The organism is Exiguobacterium sp. ZOR0005 (assembly GCF_000798975.1).
In the GTDB taxonomy this organism is placed as follows: Bacteria; Bacillota; Bacilli; order Exiguobacteriales; family Exiguobacteriaceae; genus Exiguobacterium; species Exiguobacterium aurantiacum.
Genome location: NZ_JTLB01000005.1, coordinates 138,088 through 156,423, shown reverse-complemented (window position 1 = coordinate 156,423; position 18,336 = coordinate 138,088). Strand labels below are relative to the sequence as shown.

The window sequence follows — 18,336 nt, the reverse complement described above, 5'->3', positions numbered from 1 at the left end:
ATCGCGTCCTCGACCGTCTTGACCGGCACGACTTCGATGTCGGACTCAAGCCGGTCGAGTGACGTTTTCGCCTCTTCGTAGTTCGGACCGTCCGGCACGAAAAACACGGTCGCCCCAGCTCGGTCGGCGGCGACAATTTTTTGCCATGCCCCACCGATCGGACCGATGTTGCCTTCCTCATCGACCGTCCCCGTCCCAGCGATCTTTTCACCGTTCGCCAAATCACCAGGCGTCAACTGATCAAAGAGCTCTAACGTAAACATAAGACCGGCCGACGGACCGCCGACGTTCGTCAATTCAAACGTGACGGACGGTTCCGTGACGACGTCTTGCACCGGCAACGGCTCGTAAATGCCGAGACCGACCCTTGACTGGGAACGGTCGAGCGGTTGCACGAGCGTCTGGACGACCCGCTCACGCCCATCTCGTTCAAGCGTGAGCGTCACTTCGTCGCCGGCCTCATAGGCGGCCACTCGATCGAGGAAGTCGAGCCTTGATACGAAAGAACGCCCATCAATTGCCGTGATGACATCCCCAGGTTTTAAGACGTTCGCCGCGAGCGACCCTTGGATCGGGGCCGACACATACATCCCATCGAACGAGACGGACACTTCCGCCTCGGCAAGGTCGTAGGCGTATTGAACCGCCGCTTGTTGGGACGATGACATGAGCAACTGTTGTCTCCGTTCATAGTCCGCCTCGCCTTCCCCGTCATATAAGTAGCGACTCGATGGACTCGCTTCGGTGAACGGTGTGAACCAGCTCCCGACGAGCCAGAGTGGTGTCGCCCGGCGTTGCGAGATTGTGACCATCATGAGCTCTCCAGGCTCTTTGTCGCCATCTTCGACTGTCATGAACTGTTCAATCGATGTCGCCTCACCCGGATAGGTGATATAGTACGGCAACGGCGCGAACAAGAAGATGAGGACGGCGACGAGCAGGCCGAAACCGATTTTCAGCGACTTCATGGTTGGCGGCTCGTTTCGTACTTCCTCCGCAGTGCCGCTTCGACTTGGAGCGGGACGAGCTCGTTGACCGGAGCACCGTATTTGGCGACTTCTTTCACGATCGAGGAGCTGAGGAACGAATATTGGCTGTTCGTCATCATAAACAACGTCTCGACGTCCTCGTTCAGCTTCTTGTTGATGGAAGCGATTTGAAGCTCATATTCAAAGTCCGAGACGGCACGCAAACCACGAACGATCGTCGCCGCCTCCCGTTTCGCCGCATATTCGACGAGTAGACCCCCGAACGCGTCGGCCGTGACGTTCGGCAAATGCGTCGTCACGTCCCGGATGAGGGTGAGCCGTTCCTCGACGTCAAACAACGGCGCCTTGCTCGAGTTCTCAAGGACGGCGACGATCACTTCGTCAAATATAGCGGCCGCACGTTCGATGATATCTAAGTGGCCGTTCGTAATCGGGTCAAAGCTCCCCGGACAAATCGCGATACGTTTTGACATAGTTTTTCACCCCTCAGTCGACGCGTACTCATAGAAACTGATCGTGATCACGTCAGAGTAGCGCTGCACTTTTATTTTTTCAAGTCGGCCGACGCGTTCAGGCAGCTCGGCCTCACTTCCATGCTCACAGACGACGACACCATTCTCGGTCAACAGCCGATTCGTTTCGATCGTACGCAAGAACGTCTCATGCTCTTCGGCGTGATAGGGAGGATCCATGAAGATCAGTTTGAAGACGCGCCCTGACCCGACAAGTTGTTCGAGCACACTTTTCGCATCTTGCCGATAGACCGTTGCCTGTTGCTCGTACCGTGTGACGCGCAAGTTCTCTTGAATCGTCTGGATGGCCTTCGTTTGTTTATCGACGAATATGGCATGGTCACACCCGCGCGAGAGCGCTTCAATCCCGAGTCCGCCGCTCCCGGCATATAAATCGAGCGCCTCCCCGCCTGCAAAATAAGGTCCGATAATATTAAATAATGATTCTTTCACTTTATCCGTCGTCGGCCGTGTCGCCGACCCGGGTACGGCTTTCAACCGCGTCCCTTTACGTTCTCCTGAAATGACTCGCATCCTTCTTCTCCTCCACCAGAAAAGATGAAGGCGTCACCACCTTCATCTTTTCTGTTTATTTCTGTTTCGGCGCATACGTCTCGGCGATGAACGGGCGTTCGCTCCGTACAACAGACTCGACGAACGGCAACGAACTGATCGTCTCGACGATCGTCTCGTGGCCTTCTAAGTCCGTATATAAAAAGGCGTACTTCTCTCGTTTCGAGACGTAATATAAATTCGCGTAACGTCGCAACGCTTTCACTTGTTTGAGCGATTGAACGTAAACGACTAGTCCGATTCGGCCCTTTAACTCGAATGATTCAGACAGCACATCCACAGCTTCCGCCTCCTCCGCCGCAGCTTCCCCCGCCCGAGCAGCCACCTTCATCAAAGAACGGGTTACCGGTAGGGACTTTGATTTTCGGAGATACCGAGTGCGCGAGCAACCCGCTCACTTCTCCGAGCAGTTTGTCCAAGCTCCGTTCCGCTTTTTTAAAGGCGGCCACTTCAGGCTGGACGTCGAGCCGGCGTTTGACGAGATGCATCTCTTTTTTGATGCGGTCATGGTCCGGGTGATGTTTACCGAACCGTTGCACGTACTCGTAATCTTCTTTCATTCGTAAAAACTCACGTTCGACTTCCTGCGCTTCCGCCGAGACGGCACGCTCTCGTTTCGTCGTGATATATGTTTGGAACGACTCGCTCGACTCGATCAAATCAGCCAACGCTTCGGCCTCATCGAGAAGTGCGATCGTTTGTTCAGTAATAATCATGGCTTTCACCCTTTCTGACATGATTTTACCACAATTGATTCCCTCTGTGAGCAATCGGCCTTATAATTGAACGTGACTGCAACACGTTTACAAAGAAAGGAAGTGAATCACCGTGTCCGCACGGTGCCTGATGAAGAAAATCTCGTTCAACATGATTCGCTCGGCCGGCATTAAGACCGATTATGCGAAACCAGAATATTACTATGACCAATTGGATAAAGTGAGAGGGGCCGACCTCGTCTTGTTCCCTGAATATTGGATGGTCAACTCCATCATATACGGATTGAACAAATCGATCTTTCCTTCCCCGGCCACGTATCACCTCGGCCACGATAAAATCGAGATGACACGCGCCTTCAAAGCGACGTTCCCGCACCGGATCCCGAAGACGCTCATCTACGGGAAAAATCCATACACGATCGAACGGGTGCTCGAAGAGTTCACGTATCCGTTCGTCGCGAAGACAGCGAAGTCGTCGATGGGACAAGGGGTGTGGCTCATTAAAAACGAGCAAGAGTGGCTCGAATATGTAGAACGACACGACACGTTTTACGTGCAAGAGTATATCCCGAACGACCGCGACCTTCGCATCATCGTCATTGGCGAAGAAGTCGTCGGTTCGTATTGGCGTGTCAGCGAGGCGTTTTTAAACAACGTCGCCCAAGGCGCCAATTTCTCGTACGACGATATCCCGGAGGACGTCGTCGAGGAAGTGCGCACCATCGCGAAGACGCTTCACATCAACCACGCCGCGTTTGACGTCATCGTCGCTGACGATGCGTTTTACATCCTAGAGTTCAACGTCTTCTTCGGCTCAGAAGGACTGATGCCACTCGGTGTCCGGCTCCCGCAAAAGATCGAAGCATACTTAGAAACGCTCGCTTGACCGTTCATCTTTTTTTCACAATTTGAACACACGTTATTCCAACAATGTTTTTGAATATGATATGATGACATATGAGGTTTATTGAAAAAGGGGGATTATGATGAAATTTGAGCAGTTCCACATCGAGGGAAAAGAAATCCGTTTTGGTTTGCTCGAGACGATCATGGATCATCATCATTTCATCCGTGAAGGCGCTTGGGACTATGAGCGCGCGACGTATGATATGAAATACGAGAAGCAATCGACGGGCGAGACGTTCTATCTTCGCTTACCGGTCTATGCCATTGAAGGCCAAATCGAGGACCGTCATGCTGTCGTGAAAATGTTGACACCGATTCTCGGGAAACATTATTATCCGCACGGCGTCGAGTACGACGAAGAGTTCCCGGAAGAAATCGTTCGCGACTGTGAACGCCGCCTAGCCGCACTCGCTGAGACACTTGAAGTAAAACCCCTTTCGTAAACGAAGGGGGTTTTCTTTTGACCATATGTTCACTTAACTAGACGACGCATGATGTACATCCAGTTACACCGTCAAAGTTTCCGACTGTATGATGGCACAGCCTTTACTTTCATAGTATTCGATCATGCTGCTCATCTTCTTCAAGTCATAGCTCGTGATGCAGTCAGACAGGACGTTGACTGTATAGTCTGATTTCCGCAGATTGTAGCAAGTCGACTTCACACAAGCCGTCGCATCGGCCCCGGTAATATAGAACGTGTCGATGCCGTGGTTTTGGATAAACTCTGTGAACGCCTCACTCGTTAAAGCGTTGCCCTTATATTTGGTGAACACGTGATCAGATACCCGTTTCAAATCTGGAACGAGTTCCGCCCCACGAGTCCCCGTTTTGAACGTTCTCGTTCCCGGCGACAAATTCTCATGTCGGATATAGATGACATGGATTTCATTGTCGACCGCCCACTCGATTGATTTGTTGATATTGTCGATGACCGTTTTGTAATTCTTCGTGATGTCATTTTGAATATCAATGACGACCAATGCTTTATTTTGCATACTCTGTCCTCCTCGATGAGCTATAAGTCGCGTACCGTGACTACTCCTTATATCATACCAAAATTCGATATTGGAAAATATGAACAAAAGCCCTTTATCTGCCCGGGTACACAAAAAGGGAGACCCTTTGGCGGGCCTCCCTTCTGTCATGTCGCGATGACGTTCAACGTCACGTCGACTTGTCCGAGCAACAAATCGAATTGATCTCGGATGTAACGGTACAACCGTTCCGCATCATCGAGCGAGAGCGGTGCGATCACTTGGTAATCGTAGCGATCTTTCGACAAAGAAACCACTTTCACTTCAGCCAAGCCAAACTCGATTGCACTACATGCAATCAAGTCCTCAATCGCCCGCTCTGCGATCGTCACATCTCCATACGAATAATCGTTCCCGATGACAGCCATCGTATCGTTCATCGTCTTCACTCCTTTTCAGCAACGAGCACGTTCACGTCCTCCATGATAGATTCGATATCAACCGGTTGATCTCCTGTCGTCGCCATTTGGGCGACGGCCCGCACATCGTGGTGACGATCGACGATATACATCGTCGTCGCATGTGTGACGAGCCCGCTGTTCGCTTTCGAGTAATAGAATTGTAGCTGGCGGGTGATACGGTCAATATCCGCTTTCTCTCCCGTCAACACTTTCCACCCCGTCGGTTCGGCTTGGAACGCGGCGCCGTAGTTCTCAAGCACAGGTACCGTATCCACTTCCGGGTCGACCGTGATGGCGACGAGTTCAACGTCCGTGCCGTATAGCCCTTCCGCTTTCAGCTCTTGTTCGAGCTTCATGAAGTCCCGAAGCGTGAGTGGACAAATGTCTGGACAGTTCGTGTAAAAGAACGTGACCACTTTTACTTTCCCATTGTCAGAGTTGTACGTCTCGCCGTCTAGTGCGTTCGTGAGTGTGAACGGTGTCGGTTCTTGAATGACCGGCAAGTCGTCTTGTTTGAAGAATAAGAAATAAGATGCCACTCCCAGAGCGACCAAGACGGCTACCGTCAAACCGACCGTCATATAACTGTTCCGTTTCATCCTCATCCCCCTCTCTTGGGTCACCCTCCGATAATGGCACGGAAGACGTTCGTCGTCTCACCCGGCTCAAAAGCAACATAGAGGAGAACGTACACCGTGACCCCTGTGATCGCCGTGAAGAACCAGACGACCGATGCTTTCGGGCCAATCTTACGATGCTTCTCGATTTTGTTCTTGTAACCGAGGTACAGCGTGATCAGACCGAGAACACCGCCAGTTGTCGCGAGTAAGATGTGGAAGATCATGAACGCCAAATAGTATGGTTTGATGCTGTCCGGACCGCCGAACGCCGTGTTCCCGACAAAGATGGTGCGTGACACGTAAAGAATGAAGAACGTCGTGGCGGCCACCGCTGCGGCTGTCATGACTTTCTTATGTTTCTCAATGTCACGGCGATCCCGTGCGATGATGACCCAGCCGATGGCGACTAAAATCGCACTGAGCACAATGAATGAAACACTAATCAATGCAAGATAATTCATCGTTGTTTCCCCTTTGACTTAACTCATTTTTTCTCTTGTTGTTCTTGTGGTGAGAATGACATGCCTTCTTCGAGCGCGAGCGACTTCGTCCGACGAACCCAGCCGAAAAACGTCCAGCCGAAGAAGAAGCCATAGACGAGTTCTTGACCGAGCTTCATCAATACCCCGCCGAAGCGTTGGTCTTCAAGCGCGCTATTCGTCGCCCCCATGAGCGCGTTCAAATCGAGCCCTGACACGTCACCGTTCGGCATACAGTAGCCGAGCACCGTCGCGAACGTCTCGACGTCCGTGTACGCATCGTACAAGATGTTATGACTGAAGATGATAAGCGCACACGCGGGTGTGAGCAATACGCCGTTCGCGATGATGTACACCATTCGCTTCAAGTCGGACAACCCTTCCTCTTCTTCCGATATGAACGGTGCGATGACCGGATACCACATCGTCAAACTGAAGACGACGAGTGCGCCGTGGAAGACGCGATGCACGCCATAGTTCGTCAACACGTAATCAAAGATGAATGGCATATGGTATAACGTGAACAACGCGTTGAACAAGATGAGCGCGATGAGCGGCTTCGTCATGAAGCGAAACGTCGGCCCGATTACTTTATAACTAAATAGTTTTTCAAATACCCAATACGGCAACCCGTACACGACGAGTGCCGGCGCGAGTACATAGACGAGCACCATTTGAAACATATGCACCGAGAAGATAATGTGCGCGAATACGTCGACCGGGCTTCCGAATCCGATGTAGTATAAAACAATGGCAAATAGCATGCTGAACTTCTGCAGCAACGTGGTCGACTCGTATCCCCGCTTCGCCATTTTCTCTGTGACGACCGCGTACAGGACGTATAGCCCTACCATGAGCAATCCGAACAATGGACTCCATAACGTGATCCAATCGAACTGCCTGAGTAGCTCTGATATATTCCAGAGCATCCCTTCACCCCTTTTCTCTCTCTCCCATAACAATGAAACCGTTCACTTCAAGATTACTATTCCTTTATTTTTGAAGTAAAGCAAAAAGGACCGAATCATCTGTGTTTCCACAGATGTTCAATCCTTTGTCACATTTACCAAATGAGCAAACGAAGTGCCGCGACCGTGATGATGGCGACAAAGATACCGAGCCACATCATCCCGACGATCCACGTGTTGCCACGGTTGTTCATATGCATGAAGATGTACAACTGCAAGAACACTTGGATAATGGCGAGGATGATCAAGAAACCACCCGCCGCCCAAACCGGCATGAGTTCAGCGTAAACAGCGCCGAACGCTACGAATGTGAGCAAAATCATCATTGCGAAACTGATCAATTGAAGTTGATACTCACGTCTCGACTCTGCTTTCACTTCGAGCTCTAACTGCTTGTGCGATTCGTTCATTGGACGTTTTTCCATGTTAGCTCACCATCCCTAAGAGATAGACGATCGAGAAGATGAAAACCCAGACGACATCGATGAAGTGCCAATATAGACTCGACACATAAAACTTCGGTGCGTTGTACACATCGATCGGACGGTTCCAGTTACGGATGAGGAGTGTCCCGATCCAAAACAGACCGAACGTTACGTGCGCGCCGTGGAATCCGACGAGCGTATAGAACGCTGAACCGAACGCACTCGACGTGAACGTGTGGCCGATATGGTAGTAGTGAATGAACTCATAAATCTCAGCCGCAAGGAATCCTGCCCCGAGGACGAGTGTGACGACCAACCAAAACTTCATACGGCCCGGGTTGTTCGCTTTCATGTTCATCATCGCGAGCACGCTCGTAAGCGAACTCGTGAGGAGGAGCATCGTCATGAAGAAGACGAGCCCCATTTCAAAAATGTTATACGAACGGAGTTCCTCTGGCGCACCAGAGTTTAACAGGCCGACATACGTTCCGAATAGCGAGGCGAAGAGGACAGTCTCTCCACCGAGGAAGAACCAGAAGGCCACATATTTATTTTTCCCTTCCAGTGTGGCTTTCTCTGGATTGGCCGGAATACCGGTTACCGGGTGTTTTTCAACTGCATGTGCCATTTATTGTTCTCCTTTCTCACGAATCGCTTTCAAATCCGCTTCGACTTGTGATTTTGGAATGTAGTAGCCGTGATCGTCGATCCATGAACGGATGAACATCGACACGAACGTCATGAGTAGACCAAATCCGATGAGTGACCAACCGAGAACCGTGTTGTCCATTTGGAAGATCACACCGAGACCAGCGATGAACAATCCAAGTGACATGAAGAACGGGATGAGCGAGTTGTTCGGCATGTGGATATCTGTGACCGGTTCAGAGACAGAGACCCGTTTGTTGCCCGCCATCTTCTCGAGCCAGAACGTGTCGAGGCCTTTGACGAGCGGTGTTTGGGCGAAGTTATACTCTGGAGTCGGCACAGGTAGTGTCCACTCTAGCGTACGTCCGTCACCCCAATGGTCTGGTTTGACCATTTCTTTCGACATGAACGCCTTGACGACCGCGATGAGCAAGATGATCGTCGACACACCCATGAAGAAGGCTCCAATCGTCGATAGCAAGTTCAACGTCTCAAATCCTTGGTTCGGAAGGTACGTGAAGACGCGGCGTGGCATCCCGAACAATCCGAGGAAGTGTTGCGGGAAGAACGTCAAGTGGAAGCCGATAAAGAACAACCAGAACTGCCAGTATCCGAGCTTCTCAGAAAGCGCTTTGTTGAACATGAGCGGGAACCAGTAATACAGTCCAGCGAATAGGCCGTAGACGACCCCACCTACGATAACGTAGTGGAAGTGGGCGACGACGAAGTAACTGTCGTGGTACTGGTAGTCAGCCGGTGCGACCGAGAGCATGACCCCAGTCATCCCTCCGACGAGGAATGAAGGAATGAACGCGACCGAGTAGAGCATCGCCACGTTGAACTTGATTTGACCGCCCCATAGCGTGAACAGCCAGTTGAAAATTTTGACCCCGGTCGGGACAGCGATTGCCATCGTCGCGACCGCAAAGATCGAGTTGGCAACCGGTCCGAGACCGACCGTGAACATGTGGTGGACCCAAACCATGAATCCGAGGAAACCGATAAGCATCGTCGCGAATACCATCGTCGTGTAACCGAACAGGCGTTTACGCGCGAACGTCGGAATGATTTCCGAGAAAATACCGAATGCCGGTAAGATCAAGATGTATACTTCCGGGTGACCGAAAATCCAGAATAAGTGTTCCCAGATGATGACGTTACCGCCCATCGCCGGGTTGAAGTAAACGGCACCGAACAGTCGCTCGAACATCAACATGAACAAACCGACCGTAAGTGGCGGGAACGCGAAGACGATCAATGCCGAAGCGACGAACGTCGTCCACGTGAAGAGCGGCATCCGCATGAGCTTCATGCCTGGTGCGCGCATGTTCAAAATTGTGACGAGGAAGTTGATCCCGGCCATAAGTGAACCAAAACCTGAAATTTGAAGACCGAGCGCGTAGAAGTCGACACCTGTCGCTTCCGGCTGGGTCGATAGCGGCGCGTAAGCCGTCCACCCTGCGTTCGGTGCAGCTCCGAAGAACCAGCTCAAGTTGAGCATGACTCCCCCGAAGAAGAACAACCAGAAACCGAGTGAGTTAATGAACGGGAACGCGACATCGCGCGCCCCGATTTGAAGCGGAACGACGGCGTTCATGAAACCGAATAGCATCGGCATCGCCGCTAGGAAGATCATCGTCGTCCCGTGCATGGTGATCAACTGGTTGAACACTTCACCGCTGACGAAGTCGTTCATCGGGCGAACGAGTTGCCAACGAATGAGTAACGCTTCAATTCCACCGAGAAGGAGGAAGAAAATCCCTGAGAACAAATACAAAATACCGATCTTTTTGTGGTCAACCGTCGTAATCCAATCCATGATGCCATTGTATTTACGCGGTTGCTGCAATGCAGTGGTCTGTGCCACGTGAAATCCCCCTTTTCCCGTTAGTCAAGCTTCTGATCGTACAAGAAGTCAACGAGTGCGTCTAACTCTTCATCACTGATTTGGCCTTCACTGAAGCCAGGCATGAGTGCGCCTTGTTTCAAACTTTGCGGGTCACGAATCCATTGTTTCAAGTCTTCCTCGTTGTTCTCGAGGTAGCCGATCAACCATTCGCGATCACCATAGTTCGTCAAGCTCGGCGCGACTTTCCCGCCCCCGTGACAGCTCAAGCAGCTCTCGACGTAAACGGCTTCGCCGACTGTGAGGTTTTCGTTGTTCGCTGTGAGGCGTTCCGCGTCTTCATCTTGCTTCGCTTTCATGTCCTCAAGCCACTGATCGTAATCAGCTTGGTCGAGGGCGATGACTTTGAAGTCCATGAGGGCGTGTGACGGACCGCAGAGCTCGGCACATTTTCCGTAGAACGTACCAGGTTCGTTCGCATGGAGCCACATCTCATTGTCGAGTCCTGGGTTCGTATCCGTCTTACCAGACAAGGCCGGTACCCAGAACGAGTGAATGACATCTTTAGACGTCAAGTTGATGCCGACACGTTTGCCTGTCGGGATAACGAGTTCTTGACCTGTGACGACACCGGCGTTCGGATATTCGAACTCCCACCAGTACAGATTCGCCGTGACGTTGATTTCTTCTTCTTTTTTCGCTTCTTTCGCTTTCGCGAGCTCGACGGTCGTCGTGATCGTCGGTACAGCGAGAATGATAAGTAAAATGATCGGGACGACTGTCCAAATCAATTCGAGCGTGCTACTTCCTTCGACTTGCTTCGGAATCGAATCATCTTTCCGACGGAACTTTAGAAGGACGTACACATAAATGACCGTAACGATGACGAGTACGAAGAGCATGATTGCCAAACTGATGAGAATGATCCGGAGCTGAATTTCAGCGCCTTCCCCCATCGGCTTCAATGCAGACAATCCCTCAACGCCGCAACCTGATAATAAGATCGCGAACATCATCATCGGGACGATGCCAAACAGAAGCTTCTTAAATGATTTCACAACAATCCCCACTTTCTCCCAAAATGATGTGCAAAGGTTTCTATATAGTGAGTGTGACTATCAAAGTGCCGTCATGACGAAGGCAGTGCCGTCAGCATGAGTGCGACAATCCACACGACTAAATAAATTAATGAAAAGAAGAACATTTTGTTCGCCCACTTGATCTCATCTTCGGCTTTAAATCCTTTTAAACCGAGATACAACCAGTAGCCCCCGAGACCGGCCGCGATGATCACGTAGACCGTACCGTAGTGCATAAAGAGGAGCGATGCCGGAATGAGCGTCGCGATCCACCAAATGATTTGGCGCTTCGTAATGGCGAAACCGTTGACGACGGGCAGCATCGGAATGCCGGCCGCTCGATATTCTTCGACACGTCGCATCGCGAGCGCGAGGAAGTGTGGCGGTTGCCACAAGAACATGACGAGGAACATGAGCCACGCATCAATGTGAAGCGCGGGATCGATGGCTGCCCAACCGATGAGCGGCGGGACCGCTCCGGAGATGCTGCCGACGACCGTGTTCAACGTGTGTGTCCGTTTCAGCCACATCGTATAGATGACGACATAAAAAAATGCCCCGATTAAACCGAATACCGCTGCCACATACGACACGATCAACAACATGAATGTCCCGACCGCGAGTTGCGTCAATCCGAGGAGCAAGATGCGCTCTCCTGAAATCTTACCGGTGACACTCGGTCGATCGTCTGTACGTCCCATCAAGTAATCGATATCACGGTCCACGAAGTTGTTTAGGTAACAACTCCCGGAAATGACGAGTGCGCTGCCTAACATAGTTAATAAGAGCTGTGGCCAGACTTCAAATAAATAAAGTACCGGCGTATCACTCTGATATGTTGCTGCCACGAAGAAACCGGCGAACACCAATAAAAGATTGGCGCGGACGATTCCCATTTTTGCGAGAGCAACATAGTCACGGAATGAGGCGGATTCTGTATATTCTACTTCTGCCATCATTCCTGGGTTGACTTTTGTCATACTGACCCCCCCACATAATCACGAAATCCTCGTATTCTTTTCACAGAAAAAACACAATATAAGCAAAGTACACCTAACTCATAACAAAGATACCATATTTTTAAAAAGAATACGTCGTTTATGCTTGTAAAATAGCGAGTTTTTTGTGACGAACGTGTGATAAATATCACAGTAAATTCGCTTTACTAATACTAGAATAACGATTTTGATAGCGATTGCAAGCTTTTCCGTTTCGTTTTTCGGAACGAAAGCCGTATAATAAGTATGGCGAAAAAAATAAGAACTGACAAGGCGCAATTGTTGTGATTTTTCTCAAAAGCAGGTGGTAACGAATGCATAAAAAACTCGCACTCTTCTCAGGGTTTGTCACCCTCGGAATGATGCTCGTCCTCATCATGGGTGGAACCGTGACGAAGACTGACTCGGGAGACGGTTGCGGCACCGATTGGCCGCTCTGTCACGGGAAACTGATCCCGACAAACCCGAGCGTCGAGACGATGATCGAATATAGCCACCGGGTCGTGTCCGGCATCGAGGGCTTACTCATCATCGCCTTGACGATCTGGACGTTCGCGGTCGTCAAAAACCGGTTCGACGTCAAAGTGTTCGCGTTTCTCGCGTTCATCTTCATGTTGATCCAATCGATCATCGGCGCCGGTGCCGTCATCTGGCAACAGTCGGACGCGATTCTCGCGCTCCATTTCGGGATCTCGCTCGTCTCGTTCGCGTCTCTCCTCATCTTGACGATTCTGTTATTCGAAGGGGAACGGGTCCATAAAGCCGTATCCGAAAAATTAAAGGTTCATTTGTACGGTCTGACGATTTATACGATGGTCGTCGTCTACACGGGCGCTTACGTCCGTCACCTCGGCGCCACGTACGCTTGCGTCGGCTGGCCGATTTGTGCGCAAGAAGTATGGACGTTCGAATCATGGGTGCAGATGGGCCACCGCATCATGGCGGCTCTTCTCGTCTTCTACACGTTGTACGTTCTTTACTTAGCGCGTCGTGAGACGAACCGTCTCGTCGAACGCGGCATGTGGGCATCTTTATTCTTCATCTTGCTCCAAGTCGGCACCGGGGCGTGGATCGTCCTTGGGGGACACGCCACGTACGTCCCGTTGTTGCACGCGTTCTTGATCACTTGCTACTTCGGCATCATCTCCTATTTGGCGTATCATGCGTATCGGAGTACACGGCGCGCCGGACTCGCTCAGCGAGATATCGGTTAATCGGGCTAAAAGAAAAGGACGACCTTCTGTCTCTAGAAGGTCGTCCTTTTCTATTCACTGGGCCTCTTTGAAGCGCTCGAGCGCCCGCGCTCGTGCCGCCTTATGGTCGACAATCGGATCTGTATAGCCACCCCGCTCGCTCGCGTCCGGAAAATGAATCGCCTTCGCGTCGAGATGGTCCAGCTCAGGCACAAACTTTCGGATGAACGTCCCGTCTTTGTCGAACTTTTCCGATTGAATCGTCGGATTGAAAATACGGAAGTACGGTACGGCATCCGTCCCGACCGAGGCGGCCCATTGCCAACCGCCAACGTTCGAGGCGGCCTCATAGTCGATCAACTTCCGTTCAAAGTAACGCTCCCCTTTACGCCAATCGATGAGGAGGTGCTTCGACAAGAACGAGGCGACAATCATGCGGAGCCGGTTGTGCATCCACCCCGTCTCGTTCAATTGGCGCATCGCGGCATCGACGATCGGATAGCCGGTCTCGCCTCGGCACCAACGGTCGAACTGTTCCTCGTTGTCCTCCCAGTCGAGGTGCTTATACTTGTCGTTGAACGGCCGGTCTTTCAAGCCCGGGAATTGGACCATGATCATATAGTAGAACTCGCGCCACAACAGTTCATCGTAGTACGTGTCACGTCCTTTTGACTTCGGTGCGGCCAATACGGCGTCGGCGACGGTCCGAATCGACAATACCCCGGTCCGCAAATACGGCGACAATCGGCTCGTCCCGGCGATGGACGGGATATCGCGGTCTTCGTCATACTGGTTGATCCGTTCGTCCACGAAGTCGGTCAGCCGTCGTTTCGCGGCCGTCTCCCCGAGCGCTTTCCATTCCCGTTCGCAGCGGTCGAACTGCTTCTTCAGTTCAGACGGGGCTTCGTTTTTTGTCGTGACGAGTCGTTTCAAACGGTCACGATTCACTTCATACGGTTTGGGCGGCATCTCTTCGTAGGCTGCCTTTTTGAACGGTGTATACACTTTGTACGGGTCGCCATCTTTTTTTGTGAAAGCGTTCGGCGCGAACAAATGGCGATCGAGCAACCGGACGACGAGCACGTCGTCCCCGAGTGACCCGATGACGTTGTCGTCCCGTTGTTTGAACGGTTCGACATACTCCGCGTTAAAATAAAGTGCACCCACCTCTCCGAGCTGATCGACGAACTCCTCCGCCGTCTCGGCTACAATCACTCGAAGACCGAGGCCGTGCTCTTCTAAGTCGTCCATGAAACGCTTCATCGTCGAGAAGTAATAGTCATGCCGCGTATCGAACGGATCGCAGTATTTCGGGTTAAGCCAAAATACGAACACCACCTCGTCCCCTTCCTCCGTGTCTTTCAAAACCCGATGTAACATATGATTATCACTCAGTCGAAAGTCTGACCGGAACCAACATACTCGTCTCATATTTCTCTCCCCTATCTAAAAAAGAAGCATAGCTCTGCTATGCTTCTTCCCATTATACAAACTCGATTAACAAGTCGTCACTTTGGAGTGTGTCGCCTTCTTTAATATGGATCGCTTTGATTTCTCCGTCTTGCGCCGCTTGAACCGTCGTCTCCATCTTCATCGCCTCGGTGACGAGTAGTTGTTCACCGCGGTGAACCCGGCTGCCTGGCTCGACGAGTACTTTCAACACCGACCCCGGCATTGACGCACCGACTTGTTTCGGGTTCGACCGGTCCACTTTCGGACGGCTCGTCGTCGCCGACTTCACGTTGACGTCTTTGATTTCGATTTCACGCGGCACCCCGTTCATCTCATACGAGACGAGACGGATGCCGTCCTCGTTCGCCGCGCTCACTTGAACGAGTTTGATGATGAGCGTCTTTCCAGTCTCGATTTCGACTTGGATCGTCTCGCCGACATTCAATCCATAGAAGAACGTCAACGTATCGAGCACCGATACATCACCGTACGTGTTCGTGTGCTTAATGTAATCGTCGTACACTTTCGGATAGAGCGCATGGGCGAGCAACTCAAAGTCCGTGACCGGACGCTCGAACTTCTCGAACAACTCGGTCCGTGCCGCTTCAAAGTCGTACGGCTTGATCAGTTTACCTGGACGGACGTCGAGCGGTGCCTCACCTTTCAAGATGGCTTGTTGCACATCAGCCGGGAAACCGCCCGGAGGCGTCCCGAGTTCACCGCGCATCATCTCGACGACCGAATCCGGGAAGTCGAGCTGGTGGCCGCGCGTGACGACATCTTGCTCCGTCAAATCGTGTTGGACCATGAAGAGTGCCATGTCCCCGACGACTTTCGACGACGGCGTCACTTTGACGATATCGCCGAACAACATGTTGACGCGGGCGTACATCGCCTTCACTTCGCCCCAACGGTCGCCAAGACCGACCGCTTTCGCTTGTTGTTGCAAGTTCGAATACTGGCCACCCGGCATCTCATGCTCATACACCGATGGGTGCGGCGCGCGCATGTCGCTCTCGAACGGCTCGTAGTTGTGACGCACGTCTTGCCAGTAGTCGCTGATGACCTCATAATGCTTCACATCGACTTTCGGCTGGCGTTCGTGGTGGTCGAGCGCATAAATCAAACTGCCGCCCGAAGGTTGTGACGTCATGCCAGACATCGAGCTCGCCGCGACGTCGACGATATCGACGCCCGCATCCGTCGCCCGGGCGTACGTGAAGATCCCGTTCCCCGAAGCGTCGTGCGTATGCAAGTGGATCGGTAAGTCAACGGCGTCTTTTAACGCCGAGACGAGTGCGTACGCGGATTCCGGCTTGAGCAGACCGGCCATATCTTTGATCGCTAGAATATGGGCCCCGCTCGCCTCGAGTTGTTTCGCCAAGTCGACATAGTACGGCAAATGATACTTCGGACGGCTGCCGTCATATAGGTCGCCCGTATAACAGATGGCGGCCTCGGCGACTTTCCCGGTCGGCAGTGTCGCATCGATGGCGAGTTGAATCGATTCGATGTTGTTCAAGCTGTCGAAAATACGGAACACGTCGACACCGGCGTATGCCGCTTCATGGACAAACTTCTCGATGACGTTGTCCGCGTAGTTTTTATAGCCGACGGCGTTCGCGCCGCGTAAGAGCATTTGAATCAACACGTTCGGCATCTTCTCACGGAGACGCATGAGTCGGACCCACGGGTCTTCTGACAAGAAGCGATACGCGACGTCAAACGTCGCCCCGCCCCACGCTTCGACCGAGAACAGCTCCGGCATGAGCTTGCTCGTCGGTTCGGCGATGTTCAAAATGTCTTGCGTCCGCATCCGTGTCGCGAGCAGCGACTGGTGGGCGTCACGCATTGTCGTATCGGTCAAGAGAAGCTCCGGCTGACGTTTGATCCAATCGGCAAGACCGTCCGGACCGAGCTCCGTCAAAATTTGTTTCGTTCCCGGTTTCGCCTCGGCGGGGAGGTCGTGCGGGATGCGGACCGAGCGGCTGATCGGCTTGTCTTTCAAACCGACGCCTGGGAAGCCGTTCACGGTGACGTCCCCGATATAGTTCAGAAGTTTCGTCCCGCGGTCTTTCCGTTTCGGGAAGACGAACAGTTCCGGTGTCTCATCGATGAACGACGTGTTGTAATCGCCGCTAATGAAATTCTGATGTTTCATGACGTTGATCAAAAACGGGATGTTCGTCTTGATGCCACGGATCCGGAACTCGTTCAAGTTACGGACCATCTTCGCTGCCGCCTGTTCAAACGTCATCCCGTGCGTCGACAATTTGACGAGGAGCGAATCGTAGTATGGTGAAATCTCGGATCCGACGTAAGCGTTCCCGCCGTCAAGTCGGACACCGAAGCCGCCTGGTGAACGGTACGCCATGATCTTCCCTGTGTCCGGCATGAAGTTGTTGGCCGGGTCTTCCGACGTGACACGGGACTGAATCGCGTAACCGAGCAATTTGATGTCTTCTTGTTTCGGCATGTGGATGACGTCGCCGTGAAGCGACTCCCCTTGCGCGATCATAAGTTGCGTTTGAACGATATCGAACCCGGTCACCATCTCGGTGATCGTATGCTCGACTTGGACACGCGGGTTGACCTCGATGAAATAGAACGACTCGTCTTCCGTGACGAGGAATTCGACCGTACCGGCGTTAATGTAGCCGACGTGACGCATCAGTTGGACCGCCGCCTCACAGATCGCTTGCCGCGACTGTTCCGACAACGTCACACACGGTGCGACTTCGACGACTTTTTGGTGACGACGTTGGACCGAGCAGTCACGCTCGAACAAATGAATGATGTTGCCGTGGTCGTCCCCGAGAATTTGCACTTCGATATGCTTCGGACGTTCGACCAGTTTTTCTATGTACACTTCGTCTGATCCGAACGCTTGCTTCGCTTCTGACTTGGCCCGCTCGATCAAATCTTTCATTTCAGCTTCTGAACGGATGACGCGCATCCCGCGTCCGCCGCCCCCCATTGAGGCTTTGACCATGAGCGGGAAACCGTGCTCGTTCGCGAAGGCAAGCGCGTCCTCGTAAGACGTGAGCGGACCGTTAGATCCCGGGATGACCGGAAGACCGGCCGCGATCGCGCTTTGGCGCGCCCGGACTTTGTCCCCGAACGCATGCAAATGCGATTCGTTCGGACCGACGAAGATGATCCCTTCTTCGCGGCAGCGACGGGCGAGGTCAATGTTTTCCGATAAGAATCCGTATCCTGGATGGATCGCGTCAGCCCCCGACTGTTTCGCAATCCGGATGACGTCTTCGATGTCGAGATACGCATCGATCGGCTTTTTATCGAGCCCGATCAAATACGCCTCATCGGCTTTAAAACGGTGCAATGACCCGCTATCTTCCTGTGAATAGACAGCGACCGTGCGCATCCCTAATTCTGAGGCCGCCCGGAATACTCGGATGGCAATCTCGCCTCGGTTGGCTACAAGCAACTTAGTAATTGGTTTCAAACTAAATCCCCCCATTTTAGTAGTGGTC

20 protein-coding genes are annotated in these 18,336 nt (G+C 52.2%); 3 read left to right on the top strand and 17 right to left on the bottom strand.

Translation table 11 applies throughout. The annotated features are described in order from the left end of the window. The 5 genes from L971_RS02315 to L971_RS02295 form a co-directional block, all read right to left on the bottom strand. On the bottom strand, nucleotides 1–968 hold a 968-nt coding region (locus tag L971_RS02315), incomplete at its 3' end, for a SepM family pheromone-processing serine protease (protein ID WP_047374094.1). Continuing rightward, on the bottom strand, nucleotides 965–1,462 hold the full coding sequence (gene coaD / locus L971_RS02310) for a pantetheine-phosphate adenylyltransferase (RefSeq protein WP_024370014.1): 498 nt from the start codon (nucleotides 1,460–1,462) through the stop codon (nucleotides 965–967). The genes coaD and L971_RS02315, both read right to left, overlap by 4 nt. Nucleotides 1,463–1,468: 6 nt before the next feature. After that, on the bottom strand, nucleotides 1,469–2,035 hold the full coding sequence (gene rsmD, locus L971_RS02305; protein WP_047374092.1) for a 16S rRNA (guanine(966)-N(2))-methyltransferase RsmD: 567 nt from the start codon (nucleotides 2,033–2,035) through the stop codon (nucleotides 1,469–1,471). A gap of 55 nt (nucleotides 2,036–2,090) precedes the next feature. Continuing rightward, nucleotides 2,091–2,354: a YlbG family protein gene (locus tag L971_RS02300; RefSeq protein ID WP_052200229.1), complete on the bottom strand. Its 264-nt coding sequence runs from the start codon at nucleotides 2,352–2,354 to the stop codon at nucleotides 2,091–2,093. Then, on the bottom strand, nucleotides 2,338–2,790 hold the full coding sequence (locus tag L971_RS02295; protein WP_024370011.1) for a YlbF family regulator: 453 nt from the start codon (nucleotides 2,788–2,790) through the stop codon (nucleotides 2,338–2,340). The genes L971_RS02300 and L971_RS02295 overlap by 17 nt, the downstream gene beginning before the upstream one ends. A 112-nt stretch (nucleotides 2,791–2,902) precedes the next feature. Between L971_RS02295 and L971_RS02290 the strand changes: the two genes are divergently transcribed. Continuing rightward, a complete protein-coding gene (locus L971_RS02290; protein WP_231557547.1) occupies nucleotides 2,903–3,676 on the top strand; it encodes a RimK family alpha-L-glutamate ligase in 774 nt (257 codons plus the stop codon). Nucleotides 3,677–3,776: 100 nt separating this feature from the next. Next, entirely contained in the window at nucleotides 3,777–4,139 is a 363-nt protein-coding gene (locus tag L971_RS02285) for a YugN family protein (RefSeq protein WP_024370009.1), read from the top strand. Between the two features lie 63 nt (nucleotides 4,140–4,202). Here the strand turns inward: L971_RS02285 and L971_RS02280 are convergent, their stop codons facing one another. The 10 genes from L971_RS02280 to cyoE all read right to left on the bottom strand — a co-directional run bounded on the left by L971_RS02280 (nucleotide 4,203) and on the right by cyoE (nucleotide 12,179). Continuing rightward, the gene (locus L971_RS02280) at nucleotides 4,203–4,694 is read right to left on the bottom strand and encodes a cysteine hydrolase family protein (protein WP_024370008.1); all 492 of its coding nucleotides are present in this window, start codon (nucleotides 4,692–4,694) and stop codon (nucleotides 4,203–4,205) included. Nucleotides 4,695–4,840: 146 nt separating this feature from the next. Beyond that, entirely contained in the window at nucleotides 4,841–5,113 is a 273-nt protein-coding gene (locus L971_RS02275; protein WP_024370007.1) for a hypothetical protein, read from the bottom strand. Nucleotides 5,114–5,118: 5 nt separating this feature from the next. Further along, a complete protein-coding gene (locus tag L971_RS02270) occupies nucleotides 5,119–5,733 on the bottom strand; it encodes an SCO family protein (protein ID WP_047374089.1) in 615 nt (204 codons plus the stop codon). Between the two features lie 20 nt (nucleotides 5,734–5,753). After that, nucleotides 5,754–6,215, bottom strand: a complete 462-nt coding sequence (locus L971_RS02265; protein ID WP_024370005.1) for a DUF420 domain-containing protein — start codon at nucleotides 6,213–6,215, stop codon at nucleotides 5,754–5,756. Nucleotides 6,216–6,238: 23 nt separating this feature from the next. Next, nucleotides 6,239–7,162 (bottom strand): cytochrome c oxidase assembly protein, encoded by a 924-nt coding sequence (locus L971_RS02260; protein WP_024370004.1) that lies wholly within the window; start codon nucleotides 7,160–7,162, stop codon nucleotides 6,239–6,241. 134 nt (nucleotides 7,163–7,296) lie between these two features. Further along, on the bottom strand, nucleotides 7,297–7,626 hold the full coding sequence (locus L971_RS02255; protein WP_029335486.1) for a cytochrome C oxidase subunit IV family protein: 330 nt from the start codon (nucleotides 7,624–7,626) through the stop codon (nucleotides 7,297–7,299). A gap of 1 nt (nucleotide 7,627) precedes the next feature. Continuing rightward, nucleotides 7,628–8,254, bottom strand: coding sequence for a cytochrome c oxidase subunit 3 (locus tag L971_RS02250; RefSeq protein WP_024370002.1), 627 nt, complete (start codon nucleotides 8,252–8,254; stop codon nucleotides 7,628–7,630). Then, the gene (gene ctaD, locus L971_RS02245; RefSeq protein ID WP_051151343.1) at nucleotides 8,255–10,093 is read right to left on the bottom strand and encodes a cytochrome c oxidase subunit I; all 1,839 of its coding nucleotides are present in this window, start codon (nucleotides 10,091–10,093) and stop codon (nucleotides 8,255–8,257) included. It abuts the gene before it with no gap. Nucleotides 10,094–10,161: 68 nt separating this feature from the next. After that, a complete protein-coding gene (coxB, locus tag L971_RS02240; RefSeq protein WP_034799496.1) occupies nucleotides 10,162–11,139 on the bottom strand; it encodes a cytochrome c oxidase subunit II in 978 nt (325 codons plus the stop codon). A gap of 110 nt (nucleotides 11,140–11,249) precedes the next feature. Further along, nucleotides 11,250–12,179, bottom strand: coding sequence for a heme o synthase (gene cyoE, locus L971_RS02235; protein WP_024369999.1), 930 nt, complete (start codon nucleotides 12,177–12,179; stop codon nucleotides 11,250–11,252). 332 nt (nucleotides 12,180–12,511) lie between these two features. Between cyoE and L971_RS02230 the strand changes: the two genes are divergently transcribed. Then, entirely contained in the window at nucleotides 12,512–13,411 is a 900-nt protein-coding gene (locus tag L971_RS02230; RefSeq protein ID WP_024369998.1) for a heme A synthase, read from the top strand. A 54-nt stretch (nucleotides 13,412–13,465) separates the two neighbouring features. On the opposite strand, the gene L971_RS02225 is transcribed toward L971_RS02230, so the two are convergent. Together L971_RS02225 and L971_RS02220 are read right to left on the bottom strand one after the other, a co-directional pair. Beyond that, nucleotides 13,466–14,821 (bottom strand): deoxyribodipyrimidine photo-lyase, encoded by a 1,356-nt coding sequence (locus L971_RS02225; protein WP_024369997.1) that lies wholly within the window; start codon nucleotides 14,819–14,821, stop codon nucleotides 13,466–13,468. A gap of 52 nt (nucleotides 14,822–14,873) precedes the next feature. After that, on the bottom strand, nucleotides 14,874–18,323 hold the full coding sequence (locus L971_RS02220) for a pyruvate carboxylase (protein ID WP_029693611.1): 3,450 nt from the start codon (nucleotides 18,321–18,323) through the stop codon (nucleotides 14,874–14,876). Nucleotides 18,324–18,336: the final 13 nt, after the last annotated feature.